Origin of the sequence: Micromonospora sp. NPDC049366, assembly GCF_044466625.1 — a bacterium.
In the GTDB taxonomy this organism is placed as follows: Bacteria; Actinomycetota; Actinomycetes; order Mycobacteriales; family Micromonosporaceae; genus Micromonospora.
In genome coordinates this window covers 412,986-431,180 of record NZ_JBITMV010000002.1, presented here as the reverse complement: position 1 = coordinate 431,180, position 18,195 = coordinate 412,986, and the positions used below count along the sequence as shown (strand labels likewise).

Here is an 18,195-nt window from a genome sequence, read left to right as displayed (position 1 = left end):
TGTGGTTTTTTTTTGTGCCAAACCCCCCGGCCCGCCCCCCCCCCCCCCCCCCCCCCGGGGGGGGGGGCCCCCCCCCCCCCGGCCCCGGCCCCCCCCCACGTCCACATCCACCCCTCCCCCTCCCACCCCGGCGCCCTCCCCAGACATCCGCGCGATCATGAAGTTGTCGCCGCGACACGCCGCGTGAGCGGGCAACAACTTCATGATCAGCGAGCCGAACCGAGCCGGACCGGGCGCGCGCCGGCACGGGGCGGGTTTTGCGGATGTGCGGGACTCGTGATGACAAGATGCTGATCAATCTTTGCCAACGTTGTCACGAGCCGGTCTTTTCGTTGGCAGAGCTTTACTTTCGTCTATGGCGTACATAGATTTTCGTCGTTCAACAAAAGTTCTGACTCTGCTGAGAGAAGTCCGCGACCAGGTCACGGGCGTCCGGAGCCCCCGCGGGTCGGACGACGGCCGCACGCTGCCCTGTCACGGCTTGTCCCGGCCGTGAACGGAGTGCCATGGACCATCCCGCCGGCTCCCCCCGTCACCTGTCCCGTCGATCCCTGATGGCCACCGGAGTGCTGGCCGCCGGGGCGGTGGGCGTCGCCGCGCCCACCCTCGGCAACCCCTTCGCCGGCACCCCGGCCCAGGCCGCCGGTGTCACGAGACGGATCACCATCTACGCCGAGCAACTGCCCGGTGGCCTGTTCGGCTACGGTCTCGCGCCGGGCCAGGCCACCGTGCCCGGCCCGGTGCTGGAGATGTACGAGGGCGACACCCTCGAGATCACCCTGGTCAACACCACCACCCAGCGGCTGTCCATCCACCCGCACGGGGTGGATTACCGCACCGACTCGGACGGCAGCCCGCTCAACGCCTCGTTCAACAATCCGGGCGAGACCCGCACGTACGTGTGGCGGTCCCGGGAGATGTTCCTCGCGTCCGGCCGGCGGTTCATGCCGGGCAGCGCCGGCTACTGGCACTACCACGATCACGCAATGGGCACCGACCACGGCACCGCCGGGGTGGCCAAGGGGCTCTACGGCGCGCTGATCGTCCGTCGTCGCGGCGACATCCTGCCGGACAAGCAGTTCACCGTCGTCTTCCACGACATGATGATCAACAACAAGATGGCGCCGAACACGCCGATGTTCGAGGCCAACCTGGGCCAGCGGGTGGAGTGGATCGCCATCGGGCACGGCAACCTCTTCCACACCTTCCACCTGCACGCGCACCGCTGGGCGGACAACCGCACCGGCATGCTCGAGGGCACCGCCGACCCGAGCCACGTGATCGACAACAAGGACCTCAACCCGGGCAGCTCCTTCGGTTTCCAGGTGCTCGCCGGGGAGGGCGTCGGGCCGGGGGCGTGGATGTACCACTGCCACGTGCAGAGCCACTCCGACGGCGGCATGTCCGGGCTCTTCCTGGTGCGCAACGCGGACGGCAGCATGCCGCCCGGCGCGGAGGAGGCGATCCACCGGTTCCAAGGCCACACCCACGAGCAGCACGGCTGATCCAGATCGGAGGGTGCAGGGGATGACCAGAAACGTACGACGAACACTCGCCACGATGGCGGCGATCGCCACACTGCTGCCCGCCTCGGCGGCGGTCGCGGCGGCCGCGCCCAAGGCGGCACCGCAGGCGGCGGCCGTGGCGGAGGACCAGGTCAAGGTCCTCGTCTTCCACGGTCCCGCGGCCGAGCAGGACGACCCGGTGGTCCGCGCGACGGCGGAGATCAAGAACCTGGCCGCGGAACACGACATCCAGGTCACCGAGGCCACCGACCCCGCCGTGTTCACCACGGCCGGGCTGGCCGCGTACCGCAGCGTGGTGTTTCTCTCCGCGGCCGGCGCTCCGCTCAACCGTGAGCAGGAGACGGCGCTGCAGAGCTACATGAAGGCCGGCGGCGGCTTCGTCGGCATCGCCGACGCCGCCCGCGCCCAGGTCGACTCGACCTGGTTCACCGGGCTGATCGGCACCCGCCCCGCCGGCGCCATCCCGGTCGCCGAGCCGGTGGCCCGGGTGACCGCCTCCGGCGAGAACCCGCCGACCGAGACCAAGGAGAAGCTGACCGACGGCGACGCCAACACCAAGTGGCTCGCCCGCACGCCGACGGGCTGGGTGGCGTACGAGCTGGCCGCGCCCAAGCGCGTCACCGGCTACGCCCTGACCTCGGCCAACGACTTCGTCGGTCGGGACCCGAAGGACTGGACGCTGCAGGGCTCGGCGGACGGGCAGAGCTGGACGGACCTGGACCGGCGGACCGGGCAGACCTTCCCGGAGCGGTTCCAGACCCGCCGCTTCGACATCGCCAGCCCGCAGGAGTTCACGCACTACCGGCTGAACATCACCGCGAACAGCGGCGAGCCGCTGATCCAGCTCGCCGACCTGCGGCTCTTCACCGGCAGCACCACCGAGCCGGAGCTTCCCCCGGTGAGCCGGTCGGTGGTCGACATCCTGGACCGCGGCCACCCGGCGACGGCGTCGCTGCCGATGACGATGACCCGCTCGGACCGCTGGGACAACTGGGACCCGAACCCGATCGGCACCGTGCACACCCTCGCCCAGGTCGAGGAGCGGCACTACAACCCGGGACCGGGCGCCAACGGCCCCTTCCACCCGGTGTCCTGGTGCCGCGACTACGACGGTGGCCGGTCCTTCTACACCGGGATGGGCCACACCGAGGGCAGCTACGGCGAGACGGCGTTCCGGTCCCACCTGGCCGGCGCGCTGAACTGGACCACCGGTCGGGTACGCGGCGACTGCCAGGCGACCATCGCCGCGAACTACAAGGTGGAGCGGCTCACGGCGGCCAACCAGACCGGGCAGCTCGACCAGATCGGCGAGCCGCACGGTTTGACGATCGCCCCGGACGGCACGGTGTTCTACGTCGGCAAGGCGGCCTGCCCGAGCGGCCCGATCGCCGACTGGAGCAACCCGAACGTGGGCCTGGGCTGCGGCACCATCCACGCCTGGGACCCGCGCACCAAGCAGGTCAAGCTGCTCACCACGCTGCCCGTGATGGGCAATCGGGGCAGCGGCTCCGAACTGGTGAAGAACGAGGAGGGCCTGCTCGGCATCGTGCCGGACCCGGCGTTCGCCGACAACGGCTGGCTCTACGTCTACTGGATGCCGCACGAGTCGATCGACCGGGTCAAGCGAATCGGCCAGCGCACCATCTCCCGGTTCACCTACGACCGGGCGACGCAGACCATCGACCAGGCCACCCGCAAGGACCTGCTGCAGTTCCCGGTGCAGATCCACAGCTGCTGCCACGCGGGCGGCGGCATGGCCTTCGACGACCGGGGCAACCTGTACGTCGGCTCCGGTGACAACAACTCCTCCGAGGGGTCGCAGGGCTACTCCGGCAACAACTGGACCGAGGAGTACGAGGGCGTCTCGTTCCAGGACGCCCGGCGCACCTCGGGCAACACGAACGACCTCGCCGGCAAGATCATCCGGATCCACCCGGAGCCGGACGGGACGTACACGATCCCGGAGGGCAACCTGTTCCCGCCGGGCACCGAGAAGACCCGCCCGGAGATCTACGTGATGGGCGTGCGTAACATCGCCCGGCTGCAGATCGACCCCGAGCGGCAGTGGCTGACCGCCGGTTGGGTGGGCCCCGACGCCTCCTCGCCGAGCCCGATCCTCGGCCCGGCAAAGTACGAGACGGCGACGATCATCACCTCGGCCGGTAACCAGGGATGGCCGTACTGCATGGGCAACCGGCAGCCCTACCGGGACCGCAGCAACACCGACGCGACGGTGCTCACCGGCTGGTACGACTGCGACAACCTGAAGAACGAGTCGCCGCGAAACACCGGCCTGGTCGACATTCCGCCGGCCCGGGACAACATGATCTGGTACTCCCCCGACGGCGGCGGCCCGATCTTCCCGAAGCGCACCGACGGCAGCGGGCTGCCGACGTACGTCGCCGCCGAGGCCACCTACACCCAGCCGTACCTGCGCGGCGGCGGGCAGGCCATCATGTCCGGCCCGACCTACCACCGGGACCGGGTGGACACGAACAGCGGCGTGGCCTGGCCGGCGTACTGGGACGACAAGTGGTTCATCGGCGACCAGTCCAACGCCAACAACCGGGTGGCGGTCACCGTGGACCCGACCGGCGTGCCGCAGGCGGCCCCGCCGCTGTACGCCGAGTCGCTGCGGGCCATCATCCCCGGCGGCAACGGTGACAACCGGCTGCAGAGCTGGATGGACGCCAAGTTCGGCCCGGACGGCGCGCTCTACCTGCTGGACTACGGAGGCGGCTTCTTCAGCCTGCACCCCAACCAGAAGCTGATCCGGATCACCTACACCGGCGGGGCGCCCACCCCGGCGCCGGCCGCGACCTCGGTCGCCGTCCAGAACAAGCCGCTGACCGTCGCCTTCACCGGTTCCCGCTCGGGCGGCGTCAGCCACCGCTGGGAGTTCGGCGACGGCACCACGTCGACCGAGGCGAACCCGCGGCACACGTACGCGAAGGTCGGCACCTACACCGCGAAGCTGACCGTCACGTACGCCGACGGGGAGAAGGCCACGGTGCAGACCACGGTCACCGCGGGCTGCGCGGTGCCGGACAGCCGGCAGACGATCTGGCTCGGCGACACCGACACCGGTGTGCCCAGCCGTACGGTCGGTCAGGGGTGCACGGTCAACGACCTGATCGACGACGAGAGCAGCTGGCCCAGCCACGACAGCTTCGTGCGGCACGTGACCGACGTGGCCCGCGCGATGCAGGACGAGGACCTGCTCACCGCCCGTGAGGTCGGTACGCTGACCCGCCTGGCCGCCGGCTCCCCGATCGGCCGGGAGGGGCACACCGGATACGAGGCGCTCTACGACGGCACCGCCGAGTCGCTGCGCGGCTGGCAGCAGGCGCCGTCCGGATCGTTCAGCATCCAGCCCGACGGTGCGCTGCGCTCCAGCGGCGGCATGGGCATGCTCTGGCACACCCGGGAACTCGGTGACTTCTCGCTGAAGCTCCAGTTCCGCGACATCGCCCCGGGCACCGGCCGAGCCAACACCGGCGTCTTCATCCGGTTCCCGGACCCGCGGACCCCGCTGGACCAACGCCCGCCGGGCAGCTGCGGCACCGTCGGGTCGGCCCGGACCGACCAGGCGTGGGTCGCCATCTACTGCGGACACGAGATCCAGATCTACGACGGTGAGACCGGTGAACCGCAGAAGACCGGCTCGGTCTACAACTTCGACCCGGTGCCGCTCGCCCAGGCCGGCGTCACCCCGAAGCAGCAGTGGAACGACTACGAGATCCGGGCCGTCGGGCAGCACTACACGATCATCCGCAACGGCGTGGTGATCAACGAGTTCGACAACACGCCCGGCAAGCAGTCCTCCCGTGCCGGTGACCCGCCGACCGACCTGCGGCAGTTCCTCAGCGGCTTCGTCGGGCTGCAGAACCACGGCGACAACGACCTGACCGAGTTCCGCAACGTCCGCGTACGGGAACTCTAGGAGCGACCATGATCCGAAAACTGACGGCCGCGCTGGCGGTGCTCCTGCTGGTGCCGCTCTCGTCGGCCTCGGCCCCCGCGTCCGCCGCCCCGCGCGCCGCGGCGCAGGTGCTGACCTGGACCGCCGACGACGACATCACCCGCTACAAGTCCGCGCCCACCCAGGCGGTGGCCGGTGAGACGACGATCATCTGGGAGAACAGCGCGGCGACCGGCAACACGACCGGGATGCCGCACACCCTGACCTTCGACACCAGCACGGAGGGCTACAACCACGACGTCACCCTGAACATCCTGGCCAGTCCGTTCGACGCGAACGACGGTCGCCACCAGGCGACGGTGACCCTGACCCCAGGCCGGTACCGCTACTTCTGCTCGATCCCCGGCCACAGCCAGATGGTCGGCGAGCTGGTGGTCACCGACGGCGGCGGGGGCGGGGACACGACACCGCCGACCGTCACCGCCACGGTCGCGGGTGACCGCGACCAGGACGGCAACTACGTCGGCGTCGCCACGGTGACCGTGACGGCCACCGACGACGGGTCCGGTGTGGACACCGTCGAGTACCAGGTCGACGACACCAGCTTCCACCCGTACACCGCGCCGGTGCCGGTCACCGCGGTCGGCGACCACTCGGTGCAGTTCCGCGCCACCGACCAGGCCGGCAACACCAGCGCGGTGGGATCGGTGTCGTTCCGGGTCGTCGAGGCGGGCGGGGAGGACACCACCCCGCCGACGGTGACGGCCGACATCGCCGGTGACCGGGACGAGGACGGCAACTACCTCGGCACGGCCACCGCCACCCTGACCGCCACCGACACCCAGTCCGGCGTAGCCACCGTCGAGTACTCCCTCGACGGCGGCGCCTTCACCGCCTACACCACGCCCGTCGTGGTGGAGACGGTCGGGATGCACATGCTGCACTACCGGGCCACCGACACCGCCGGGAACACCTCGGCGGAGCAGATGGCCCACTTCACCGTCGTGGCCCGACCCGACGAGGACACCACCCCGCCCACCGTGACGGCCACCGTCACCGGCGACCGGGACGGGGACGGCAACTACCTCGGCACGGCCACCGCCACCCTGACCGCCACCGACACCCAGTCCGGCGTCGCCACCGTCGAGTACTCCCTCGACGGCGGCGCGTTCACCGCCTACACCACGCCCGTCGTGGTGGACACGGTCGGGATGCACATGCTGCACTACCGGGCCACCGACACCGCCGGGAACACCTCGGCGGAGCAGACGACCCGGTTCACCGTCGTGGCCCCACCCGCCGAGGACACCACCGCGCCCACCGTCGCGGCCACGGTCACCGGCGAGCGGGACGGCAACGGCGCGTACATCGGTGGGGCCACCGTGACCGTCACGGCCACCGATGACGGCTCGGGTGTCGCGTCGATCGAGTACGCGCTCGACACGGGCGCCTGGACCGCGTACACCAGCGCGTTCCGCGTCCCGGTGGCCGGCACCCACACCGTGCGGTACCGGGCCACCGACGTCGCCGGGAACACCTCCGCCGAGGCGGCGACGACCTTCACCGTCGTCGTCGACGGGACCGACGCCTGCCCGGCGTCGGACACCCGGGCCACGGTGGTCATCGGCGGTGACGACACCGGGGTGGCCAACGTCGACACCGGCAACGGCTGCACCATCAACGATCTGATCGACGAGAACGCCGGCTACCCCCGGCACGACGATTTCGTCCGGCACGTGGACGCCGTCACCGCCGTGCTGGTGGCCGACGGCACGCTGACCCGGCGGCAGCAGGGCGCCATCGTCCGGGCCGCGGCCCGATCGGACATCGGCGCATGAACCTTCGAACCTCACCGACAGGGAGTACAGGGATGCCCAGACGTACCGTCGCCAAGCTGGCCACCGTGAGCGCCGTCGTCGCCGCGTCGGTGCTGGCCGTGGCGCCCAGCGCACACGCCGACCTCGTCACCTACTGCATCGGCACCGGCGGCGCGGTGACCGTGCCCAACGACCTGTACGTGCCGGCCGGCGAGTCCTGCGCGCTCACCGGCACCACGATCACCGGCAACGTCAGCGTCGCCGCCGGCGGCAACCTGGTCGTCACCGGCGGCACCGTCAGCGGCGAGGTGCGCATCGCCTCGAACGGGTACCTGGACGCCACCGACACCACCATCGGCGGTCAGGTGGTGCTGGCCGCCGGCGGGTACGGGGCCTTCCTGAAGGACGCCCGGACCGGTGCGATCACCGTCCGCCCGAAGGGGTCGACGACCATCGACAGCTTCCTCTTCGTGGAGGAGTCGACGGTCACCGGGAACGTCAACGTCCAGGCCGGTGAGGTGCGGCTGGACCGCGGCACCCAGGTGGAGCGCAACGTCAGCAGCACCGGCACCTACTACACGGACGTGCACGACTCGTTCGTCGACGGCTCGCTGTCGGTGTTGAACAGCTCCACCGGCAGCGTGGTCTGCGGCAGCGCCGTCCGGGGTCTGGCGACCTTCTCCGGCAACCTGGGCGGTGTCCAGCTGGGCCCGAACGGCACGCTCGACAGCTGCGCGTCCGGCGGCTACTGGGGCCGGGACGTCAGCGTCACCAACACCACGGGTGGGGTGACCGTCGACGACAACATCATCGACGGCCGGCTGACCGTGACGTCCAACAACCCGGCCGCCCAGGTGGCCGCGAACAACCGGATCCGCGGTGGCGTGACCGGCGAGCAGGCCGCTGCGGGCGTCGCCCGGGCGGCCCGGGCGGCGGCCCCCGCCGACCGGGAGGAGGCCGGCGAGCAGCGGGCGCAGACCCGGCGTACCTCGGCGGTGCAAGAGGCCGTCGCGGCGGGCGACGCCGACCTGTAGGGGTTCGGCCCATGCGGGGCCACGGGCCGATCGGCCCGTGGCCCCGCGGTGCGTCCGGGCGTGCCGGCGGGCCTGTCGGCAATCCGTCGTTGTCGCGCCGACGGGGCGGTCCGTAGCCTCGCGATCACACATCGTCGATCCGCGGGAGGACCCCTCGTGACCGAACTCGCCGCGCAGCCGCTCGCCGAGCCGCCGCTCGTCGCTCCGCAGCTCGTCGCTCCGCAGCTCGTCGTGAACAGCAGGATGATCTACTTCGGCTGGCTTCCGGCCGACCCCGAGGCGGTGGCCGCCCTGGTGCCCGAGGGGCTCACGCCGGCACCGAACCGCCAGGTCTTCATGAACCAGTACGTCGTCGACGAGCCGGGCCAGACCTCGGGCTTCGGCGCCTACTCGCTGACGTACATCGGGCCGGACCTGTTCGGGGCCGACGCCCCGGACGGGGTGACGCCCGGGCGGTGGTGGACGCACTACTTCAACTCCAGCCCGGTCGTCCGGGCGTACGCCACCGCCCGCGGGGTGCCGGCCACCGTCGGGACGACCACCATCGAGGTACGCGGCCACCGGCTGGTCGCCACCACCGAGGCGGACGGGGTGCCCGTGATCCGGTCGACCGCCCGCGTCGGGCGCACGGGCGAGGCGGTGAACCGGGGACAGCTGCGCTACCTCACCCGGGTGGACGGTCGGTTCGTCGGCGGCAACTACCCCTTCGTGGCCGAGCCCGTCGACCCGTTCGAGGTCGAGTCGTTGGAGTTCCTCGAACCCGACCACCCCGTCTACGCGCTGCGTCCCGCCGAGCCGTTGCAGGTGGTGTGGGGCTTCTACTCGCCGCGCTCGTCGTTCGCGTACCCCGGCGGCGAGTCGGTCCTCGACTGAGCGACGCGCGCCCGGGCGGGGACCCTCGTACGGAGGGCTCCCCGCCCGGGCGGTTGTCGGGCGCCGGGTCAGCCGCCGTTGATGACGAACTGCGTTCCGGGCTCCCGGACGATGTCGCCGTCGGCCGAGTTGGTGATGGTCACGTTGGTCAGGGTCGCGCTGCCCCGGGCCCCGCTCATCGCCAGGATGCCGGCGCCGTTGTTGGACCTGTCGATCCGGACGTTGGTGATGGCGACGTTCGGCACGTTGCCGCCACCGTTCTTGAACTGGATGCCGTCGTACGTGGAGTCGACGATCTCGGTGTCGCGGATGGTGACGCCGACGATGTCCCGGGTCGCCGCGAAGAGCGTGATCGCGCCGAACTCCTGGTCCTCGTTCCAGAACGCCCCACCGGTGCGGTAGAGCCCGTTGTTGGCGATCAGGGTCTGCCCGGTGAACGGCAGCGGATCGTGGTCGGTGGCCAGCATGATCCCCGGGTAGTTCATGGTGTCGTAGATCAGGTTGTTCTCGATCGAGTTGCCGTAGCCGCCGTAGACGGCGATGCCGTTCGCCCGCCAAGGCAGCTGGATGGTGTTGTTGAGGAACTGGTTGTCGTGGGCGACGTCCACGTTGCGGTCCTTGACGTACTGGCTGGCCCACACCGCGAGCGCGTCGTCCCCGGTGTTGCGGAAGGACGAGTTGAACACCCGCGAGTTGCGGGTGCCGTTGGTGAGGTTGATGCCGTCGGCGTAGGTGTTGCGGACCCGCATGCCGCTGAACTGCAGCCCATCGGCCGGCCCCCACAGCTCGGGGATGTTGTCGTAGTCCCGGCCGACCCAGACGCCCACGTTGGCGTGCTCGATCCAGACGTTGCTGATCCGGGTGCCCGTGCCGAACCGGCCGTTGAGGCCGACGCCGCCCTCCGCGTTCCCGTCGCCGCCGCGGATCCGGCCGGAGCCGAAGATCGCGATGTCGGAGATCTGGGTGTTGCTGTCGATGTCGAAGCCGAAGTTGCCCTCGTGCGGGTGGTTGATGCCGCCGACCACGTTCTGCGGCTCGGTCAGCGTGTAGAGCTGCGAGTGCCACATCCCGGCGCCCCGGATCGTCACGTTGCTGATGCCGACCTGGTTGTGCGCGCCCCGGTTGAGCGGGTCGTCGGTCAGGATCTTCTGCTCCTGCCGCCACTGCCCGGCCGGGATCCACACGCAGTTGATGACGCCGTTCTGGTCGTCGGTCACCGCCCGCTGGAGGGCCGCTGTGTCGTCGAGCCCGTCGTTCGGGACGGCCCCGTACGCGGTGATCGAGGTGCACTCCGGCGGCTGGCTCGCCGCCGGCGCGACCTGCTCCAGGTCGATCAGGTCGATGACGTAGAACGCGGCGGTGTCACCGGCGTCGCGCTGCAGCCGGAAGCGGGTGCCGGGCGGGTAGGACTGCGCCAGCAGGGCGTGGGACTCGTCGAAGAGCCGGCGGGCGTCGGCCTGCGGGGTGTTGGTCAGCGATTCCGGTCCGTCGGTGTTGCCGTAGAGCCAGCTGTGCCGCGACGACAGGGTCAGCTTCCGGGAGAAGGTGCCGTTGACGTAGAGGCTGATCGTCGCCTCGATGCCGCCACCGCCGGGCGCGTCCGGGATGGAGTTGCGCACCACGATGGAGTTGGCCTGGTTGGTGGAGGTGAACTCGACGAACTGGCCGGTGCTGTTGAGCCGTACCGACCTGCGGCCCGAGGACTCGGTGGCGAAGTTGGTGTGGCCGAAGGTGCGCAGCGGGTCCGTCTCCAGCAGCACGCCCTGGTAGGTGGCGGCCTCCGCCTCGTACGAGACGTACGGGACGGCAGCGCCGCGGCCCACCACGATGGACTGGCTGAGGCTGTTGTTGCCCTCGTTGGTCTCGGCGACCGTGTTGGTCGCGTCCGCGGTGGCGGTGATGGTGGCTCCACCGCTGGTGGCGGTCCAGCTGCCGGCGACGGCCACGGTGGCGGTGGTCCCGGCGGCGATCGACGCGGTGCCGGTGTCGAGCGTGGTGCCGCCGACCGTCAGTCGGGTGACGGACGCGCCGGTCGCGGTGGTGCCCCGGTTGCGCACCGACACGGTGAACGTGACCGACGCGCCGACGGCCGGGTTCGGCGGGTTGGCGGCGATGGCGAGGACCTGTAGGTCCGGGCCGGGCGCCTGGGCGACCACCAGCGGGGTGGGCGCGGTGTGGCTGTTGTTGCCGTTGTTCTGCTCGACGACCGCGTCGGTCGGGTCGACGACCGCCGCGACGCTGTAACTGCCCATCGGTCGGGCCCCGGCGTTGAACGAGACGGTGGTCGAGCCACCGGCGGCCAGCGCGCCCACGGCGGCGCTGCCGACGACCGTGCCGGCCAGGCTGAAGTTCACGGTGGTCGCCGGCGCCGCCGCCGAGCCGATGTTGCGCACCACGGCCGAGAGCGCGACCGCGGTGCTCTCGTTCGGTGACGCGGGCGACCAGGTCACCGAGTTGACGACCAGGTCGGGGTTGGGCGCCGGGGTGCCGCACACCTCGAACTCGGCCACCTGCCCGGACGGGGCGCCGGTGTTGCCGGTGAACCGCAGCTGCACGTCGGCGGTGGTCGCGGCGATCGGGATGGTCACCACGTTGGCGCCCTGGACGAACTGGTAGGTGGCCGCCGACACCAGGTTGGTGTACGTGGACGACGCCTGGTCGCGGCCGAGGACCTGGATGGTCTGGGTGCGGGTGCCCCACGCGGGGTCGGGGTTCAGCTTCACGGTGACGGCAGTGACGGTGTGGTTGGCGCCCAGCGCGACGGTCAGCGTCTGCGGGTAGCTCGGCGCGCCCTCCCAGTACGTCGTGACCTGCCCGTCGTTCGCCTTCTCGGGGGTGAAGGTGAAGGTGGAGCCGCTCGCCGTCACGGACTTGCCGAGCGCCACGTTGGTGCAGGCCGGCGGCGTCGAGCCGGTCCGGGTGACGGTGTTGCTGGCGCCGGAGAGGTTGCCGGCGCCGTCGCGGGCGCGAACGTGGTAGGAGACGGTCGCCGTCACGGGCTGCGTGTCCTGGTAGGTGAGGACGGTACCCAAAGTCGCGATCAGGGTGCCGTCGCGGTAGACGTTGTAGCCGGCCAGGCCGCTGCCGCCGGTGTCCGTGGAGGCGCCCCAGGCGAGGGTGATCGTGCTGCCCGAGGTGCTGTGCGACAGCGTGCCCGGCACGCTCGGCGCGGTGGTGTCCGGTGTGCCGCCGCCGGTGCCGTAGACCTCGACCTCGGAGAACTGCCCGGCCGGCCAGCCGCTGTTCGCGGTGACGTGGATCCGCACGTAGCGGGTGGCGGTCGGGGTGACGTCGATGGTGACGGCGCTGCCGGTGGCCGGGTTGAACGTGTAGGTCTGCGAGCCGACCAGGTCGGTGAAGGACGACCCGTTGGTGCTGCCCCGCACGCTCAGGGTCTGCGTGCGGGTGGGCCAGCCGGCGGTCGGCAGCTTCAGCACGACCTGGTTGACGACCTGCGACGAGCCGAGGTCGATCTGCACCCAGCCGGGGAAGGCGTTGTTGACGCTCTCCCAGTAGCTGCCGGCGTTGCCGTCGACGACCCGCGACGAGTCGTAGACGTCGGCGTGGCCGCTCTCCTGCGTCGGGCGGCCCAGGGCGAGGTTGGTGGCGGCGGGGGCCATGCTCGCGCTCGCCGCGACGGGGGTGCCGGCCCGGCTCGGGGGGCCGACCGCGTTCGCCACGCCGGCCGGCGCCGCCGTGGCGACCATGATGGCGGCGATCGTCGCCGCCGCCATCCTGAGCAGATTCGTTCGTCTCATCGCTGTCCTTGTCGTGGGGGACGGTGCCGCGGATCGTGCGTGGCCGCGCGGTGGGGGTGCGGCGGGTGGGGGTGCGGCGGGTGGGGGTGCGGCGGCACGTGGAGCGCGCCCGGCTGAGACCCGGATCGGGCGCGTCCGGGTCGACGGTGCGGTGCAGACGGTGCGGGTGGGGAGGGCGCGCGGGGGCGGCGGTGCTGGTGCACCGGATCCAACCGGTCAACGCCGACCCGCCACCGCCCAGAATCAGGGCTGGTCGCGGCTTTTCAACGCGATGCAAGGAATCAAGCACACCTTTGTCGAGATCTTGCATGACGTTGACCAAAGGTTACTGAGGTGCTACGAACCCGTCAATACTTCGACCACCGTCACTATCACTGCCCCACCTCGCCGAGCCCTACCGGCCGCACGGCGCCCCGCAGCCGATCATGCAGTTGTGGTGCCTCACGAAAGGCGCGAATCAGCCCTTTTTAGGCACCACAACTGCATGATCGCCGGGCGGAGGGCGGGCGGAGGGTGGGGTGGGGTGGGGGTTATCGGGGTGGGGTGGGGCCCTGGTCTTCGAAGTCGTAGGTGGTGGTGAGGGCCTCGGGGAGGTCGGGAACCAGGGCGTTGGTGCCGTCGACCACCTGGACGTAGCGCTTGCCCTGGAAGAGCGAGTAGCTCCCGTCGGCCTGCCGGTCGACGCGGAACAGTTGAGCCTGCGCCGCCGGGTCGCACGCCCGGGCGCGCACGCTGCCCGGTGCGGCGTCGTGCACGACGGTCATGCAGACCGCCGCGCCGGCCGGCGCGGCGAGCACGATCCGGAACCGGTCCCCCTCGGGCCGCAGGACCCACCGCGCCCGGTCCCGCACGTCCGGCTCCGTCGTGGCGCGCACCCGGTCGTCGTCCGGGCCGACGGCCAGCGCCGCACCGGCCAGGCCCGGCACGACGATCCGGACCTGCCGCCGGCCGCCGAGGATCTCCGCCGGCCCGACGGAGGCGGAAGCGGAGCCGGAGGCGGTGGGACCGTCGGTGCCGGGGACGGTGACGGACGGGGTGCGGGACGCCGGGGATTCGGCGGCCGGCGCGACGCCCCGGTCCGGCTGCCCGGCACGGTCGACCGCCGGCAGCAGGGCGGCGCCGGCTGCCACCGCCAGGACGGCCAGCCCGGCACCGGCGCCCACCGCCCGATTGCGGCGACGGTCTCCGCGCCGGCGTACCGCCTGGGCCGGGGGGAGGGTCGTGACCCGCTGGGCCCGGTCGGCGATCGCCGCGAGGTCGTCACGCGGATCAACCATGGGACGCCTCCTCCCGGCGCTCCTCGGCCAGCATGCCGGCCATCGCCCGCCGACCGCGCGCCAGGTACGACTTGACGGTCCCGACCGGCCGCTGCATCTCGGCCGCGACGTCCGCGACACTGAGGTCGTTCAGGTGATGCAGCACCACGGCGACGCGCTCGTTCACGCTCAGCCGTTGCAGGGCCTGGAGCAGGGCGACGTGGTCCTCGTTGAGCGGGGGCACGCCCTGGTCGACGGCGGCCCGCTGATGGGCGCGCATCCGGTTGAGCGTCTTGCGCCAACTGCTCACCGCGATCCGGGTCGCCACCCGCCGAACCCAGGCCTCCGGGCTGTCCGCCTCGCGTACGGTCTTCCACCGCTGCCAGGCCCGCGCGAAGGCCTCGGCGACCGCGTCCTCCGCCTCGCTGAGGTTGCCGGTCACCAGGTAGAGGTGGCCCACGATCCGGCGTGAGCAGGCCGCGTAGAGGGCGTCGAACTCTTCGGCGTCGCGCATCCGCCCCGGGCCCCCTCTCCGCCTCGATGCCTGGTCACCGCGGAATGCAACCCGGGCGGGCATCGGGCACCCGCGCGCGCGGGGTCATTTTGTGACCGCCGTCACGCGCTCGATGATCAACCGGTGGCCGGCGTCGGGCGTCATCGTGCCGTCCCGGGAAACGCCCGTGGCGGAGAGGACGATGTGCGACGACGGCAACGACAGGCGCTCACGGCCGGAGTGCTCGTGACCGCGCTGGCGGCGGTGGGCCTGACGGTCTCCCCCGCCGGGGCGCAGGAGCCCACACCCTCCGCACCCGGGGTAGCGCGGCCCACGGCGGCCACCACGCCTGGGACCTACACGTTGATCACCGGTGACCGGGTGTCGCTGGGCGCCGACGGTCACCTGCGGATCGAGCGGGGACCGGGGCGGGCCGGCCAGCGGTTCGTGAGCAGCCGGGAGGACGGCCACCAGTACGTCGTCCCGGTCGACGCGCTGCCGCTGCTGCGCACCGGCCGGCTCGACCGCCGGCTGTTCGACCTGACCGTGCTCGGCGAGTTCGGCTATGACGACCGGGCAGCCGAGCTACCGCTGCTGGTCGCGTACCCGCAGAACAGCCCGGCGTCGGCGCGGGCCGCCGTCGCCGACGGCGCCGCGCGGGTCCGGGCCGACCTGCCCGCCGCCGACGCCCTCGCCGTGCGGGCGGGCGTGGCGGACCGGATCGCGCTCTGGTCCTCCCTGACCCGGGGCGCGGCCTCGTCGCGCACCCTCGCCGCCGGGATCACCCGGGTCTGGCTGGACGGCAAGCGCCGCGTGTCCCTGGACCGCAGCGTGCCGCAGATCGGCGCCCCGGCGGCCTGGCAGGCCGGCTTCGACGGCACCGGCGTCACCGTGGGCGTCCTGGACACCGGCATCGACGCCGCCCACCCCGACTTCGCCGGCCGTCTCGCGTCGGTGCGGGACTTCACCGGCGGCGAGGACCCCTCCGACTCGGTCGGCCACGGCACCCACGTGGCGTCGACCATCGTCGGCAGCGGCGCCGCCTCCGCCGGCCGCTACCGGGGCGTCGCGCCGGGCGCGAGGCTGGTCGTCGGAAAGGTCTGCGCCACCAACGACTGCCAGGACTCGGACATCATCGCCGGCATGCAGTGGGCCGCCCCGCAGGCCCGGGTGGTCAACGTGAGCCTCGGCGGCACCGACACCCCGGACCTCGACCCGCTGGAGACGGCGGTCCAGGACCTGAGCGAGCGGTACGGGACGCTCTTCGTGGTCGCCGCCGGCAACGAGGGCAAGCCCAAGTCGGTCATGTCGCCGGCCTCCGCCGACGACGCCCTCGCCGTCGCCGCCGTCGACGCCGACGACCAGCGGGCCTACTTCTCCGCCCGCGGCCCCCGCGTCGGCGACAACCACATCAAGCCCGAGATCAGCGCGCCGGGCGTCGACATCGTGGCCGCCGCCCCCGGCGGGGGTTACGTCCCGATGTCGGGTACGTCGATGGCCACCCCGCACGTGGCCGGCTCGGCCGCGATCCTCGCCGGGCAGCACCCGGACTGGTCCGGCGCGCAGCTCAAGGCGGCGCTCATGGACTCCGCCAAGCCGGCCGGCGACGACAGCCTCTACGAGCAGGGCGCGGGTCGGCTGGACATCGGCCGAGCGGTCGCCCAGCCGGTCGCCGCCGACGTGGCCGCGATCGACTTCCCGGTGCAGCGCTGGCCGCACGCCGACGACACCCCGGTCAGCCGCGTCGTCGGCTACCGCAACAGCGGCACGGCGCCGGTGACCCTGACGCTCGCGGTCGCCCCGGTCCCGGCCGGCATGGTCACCGTCAGCCCCACCACGCTGGTCGTGCCCGCCGGCGGCCGCGCCGAGGCGACCGTCACCGTGGACACCCGGGTCGACGCCCCGGACGGGGTCTACCAGGGTGCGATCACCGCCACCGGCGCCGGCGACCTGCGGGTGCGGACGCCGTTCGCGCTCAACCGGGAGATCGAGAGCTACGACGTCCGGCTGAACCACACCGGACGCGACGGTCGACTGGCGACCGACTACCGCACCGTCGCGGCGAACCTGACGACCGGGGAGTTCACCACCCTGGACGGGCAGCCGGGCGGCGGGACCCTGCGACTGCCCAAGGGCCGGTACGCGCTCTACGGCACCATCCACGACGGCGCCGCGTCGACCCTGCTCGTGCAGCCGGTCCTCGACGTGCGCGGGCCGGTCACCGAGGCGCTCGACGCCCGCACGGCGCGGCCGGTCTCGCTGACCGTGCCGCAGCGCGACGCCGCCCCGCTGGGGATCAACGTGAGCGCCAACTGGAACGACGGCCTGCGCTACCCGGGGGTCCAGCTCAACGGGTCGTCCTTCGCGGACGTCTTCTTCGGCCGGATCGGGCCGACCGTCGCTGCGCCGGAGTTCAGCGCCACGCTGGGCGTCGGGCTCGCCCGCCCCGGTCGCGACGGCACCTTCCGGAACAGCCCGTACACCTACGACCTGGCGTACGTCCAGCAGGGCGACATGTTCACGGGGCTGACCCGCAAGCTATCGGCGAAGAACCTGGCCACCGTCACGGCGACCTACCGGCGGCAGTCCACCGCCGCCAGCGCGGTGCGGCTACACCGTGCCGCCGCCCCCGGCGGACCCGGCCCGATCGGCTCGCAGACGCCGATCGACCTGCCCTTTGCGGGCACCGAGTACTACAACACCGACGGCGGCATCGTGTGGACGTCCACCTTCGTGGAGGGCGACAACCTGACCACGGAGGAGTCCACCTTCCAGCCCGGGAAGCGGTACACGCGGACCTGGAACGCGGCGCCCTTCGGCCCGACGGTGCTCGGGGCCCCGACCTGGTCGCCACTGGGTTACGCCGGCCGGGACGGCGACACCATCTCCGTCGCCGCGCCTGCCCTGTTCGGTGACGCGGCGGGCCGCCCGGGCAGCCGCGACGACCTGCCGGTGAGGCTGCGGCTGTTCCGCGACGGCCGGGAGATCGCGACCGCCGACGGTCCGTACGCGGACTTCACGGTGCCCGCCGGCCGGGCCACCTACCGCCTGGAGGCGACGGTGACCCGCGGCGCCCCGGACACCCTGTCCACGTCCGTCTCGGTGGCCTGGACCTTCACCTCGGCCCACACGTCGAAGCCGGAGCCGCTACCCCTGACGACGGCCCGGGCGACACCCGCGCTCGACGACACCAACACGGCGCGGGCGGGCCGGACGCTGCCCGTCCCGGTGGCGCTGGACCGACAGGCGGGCTCGGCCGCGGCCCCCAACCGCACCCTGAGCGTCGCGGCGTCGTTCGACGACGGCCGGACGTGGGTGACGGTTCCGGTGGTACGCGGGGTCGCCCACGTCACCCACCCGCGGCGGCCCGGCTTCGTGGCTCTGCGGTTGACGGCCACCGACACGGCCGGCGCCACGGTGACGCAGACGATCCAGCGGGCCTACCGGATCGCCTGAGCCGGCCGGTCCGGGGCGGCGCGCGCCGCCCCGGACCGGTGCCGCCCGGCCCGGCGGCGG

The 18,195-nt window shown here is 72.2% G+C and carries 9 protein-coding genes; 6 read left to right on the top strand and 3 right to left on the bottom strand.

Features of this window, described 5'->3' with window-relative positions; translation table 11 throughout:
* The first annotated feature begins 506 nt into the window (after positions 1-506).
* The 5 genes from ACIBTV_RS05405 to ACIBTV_RS05385 all read left to right on the top strand — a co-directional run bounded on the left by ACIBTV_RS05405 (position 507) and on the right by ACIBTV_RS05385 (position 9,172).
* Entirely contained in the window at positions 507-1,505 is a 999-nt protein-coding gene (locus tag ACIBTV_RS05405) for a multicopper oxidase domain-containing protein (protein WP_396702652.1), read from the top strand.
* Positions 1,506-1,527: 22 nt separating this feature from the next.
* On the top strand, positions 1,528-5,469 hold the full coding sequence (locus ACIBTV_RS05400) for a ThuA domain-containing protein (protein WP_396702650.1): 3,942 nt from the start codon (positions 1,528-1,530) through the stop codon (positions 5,467-5,469).
* An 8-nt stretch (positions 5,470-5,477) separates the two neighbouring features.
* Entirely contained in the window at positions 5,478-7,286 is a 1,809-nt protein-coding gene (locus ACIBTV_RS05395; protein WP_396702648.1) for an OmpL47-type beta-barrel domain-containing protein, read from the top strand.
* 32 nt (positions 7,287-7,318) lie between these two features.
* Positions 7,319-8,299 (top strand): hypothetical protein, encoded by a 981-nt coding sequence (locus ACIBTV_RS05390; RefSeq protein ID WP_396702646.1) that lies wholly within the window; start codon positions 7,319-7,321, stop codon positions 8,297-8,299.
* A 156-nt stretch (positions 8,300-8,455) separates the two neighbouring features.
* The gene (locus tag ACIBTV_RS05385; protein WP_396702645.1) at positions 8,456-9,172 is read left to right on the top strand and encodes a hypothetical protein; all 717 of its coding nucleotides are present in this window, start codon (positions 8,456-8,458) and stop codon (positions 9,170-9,172) included.
* 68 nt (positions 9,173-9,240) lie between these two features.
* On the opposite strand, the gene ACIBTV_RS05380 is transcribed toward ACIBTV_RS05385, so the two are convergent.
* The 3 genes from ACIBTV_RS05380 to ACIBTV_RS05370 all read right to left on the bottom strand — a co-directional run bounded on the left by ACIBTV_RS05380 (position 9,241) and on the right by ACIBTV_RS05370 (position 14,700).
* Positions 9,241-12,930, bottom strand: coding sequence for a CARDB domain-containing protein (locus ACIBTV_RS05380; RefSeq protein WP_396702643.1), 3,690 nt, complete (start codon positions 12,928-12,930; stop codon positions 9,241-9,243).
* 530 nt (positions 12,931-13,460) lie between these two features.
* A complete protein-coding gene (locus ACIBTV_RS05375; protein WP_396702641.1) occupies positions 13,461-14,207 on the bottom strand; it encodes a hypothetical protein in 747 nt (248 codons plus the stop codon).
* On the bottom strand, positions 14,200-14,700 hold the full coding sequence (locus tag ACIBTV_RS05370; protein ID WP_396702640.1) for a SigE family RNA polymerase sigma factor: 501 nt from the start codon (positions 14,698-14,700) through the stop codon (positions 14,200-14,202). Before ACIBTV_RS05370 ends, ACIBTV_RS05375 begins: the two co-directional genes overlap by 8 nt.
* A gap of 225 nt (positions 14,701-14,925) precedes the next feature.
* Between ACIBTV_RS05370 and ACIBTV_RS05365 the strand changes: the two genes are divergently transcribed.
* Entirely contained in the window at positions 14,926-18,135 is a 3,210-nt protein-coding gene (locus ACIBTV_RS05365) for a S8 family peptidase (protein WP_396702638.1), read from the top strand.
* The last annotated feature ends 60 nt before the right edge of the window (positions 18,136-18,195 follow it).

Coding starts and splice junctions, on each gene's coding strand:
- ACIBTV_RS05370 (WP_396702640.1), bottom strand. CDS start 14,700: ATGCGCGACGCCGAAGAGTTCGACGCCCTCTACGCGGCCTGCTCACGC.
- ACIBTV_RS05380 (WP_396702643.1), bottom strand. CDS start 12,930: ATGAGACGAACGAATCTGCTCAGGATGGCGGCGGCGACGATCGCCGCC.
- ACIBTV_RS05375 (WP_396702641.1), bottom strand. CDS start 14,207: ATGGTTGATCCGCGTGACGACCTCGCGGCGATCGCCGACCGGGCCCAG.
- ACIBTV_RS05395 (WP_396702648.1), top strand. CDS start 5,478: ATGATCCGAAAACTGACGGCCGCGCTGGCGGTGCTCCTGCTGGTGCCG.
- ACIBTV_RS05405 (WP_396702652.1), top strand. CDS start 507: ATGGACCATCCCGCCGGCTCCCCCCGTCACCTGTCCCGTCGATCCCTG.
- ACIBTV_RS05390 (WP_396702646.1), top strand. CDS start 7,319: ATGCCCAGACGTACCGTCGCCAAGCTGGCCACCGTGAGCGCCGTCGTC.
- ACIBTV_RS05400 (WP_396702650.1), top strand. CDS start 1,528: ATGACCAGAAACGTACGACGAACACTCGCCACGATGGCGGCGATCGCC.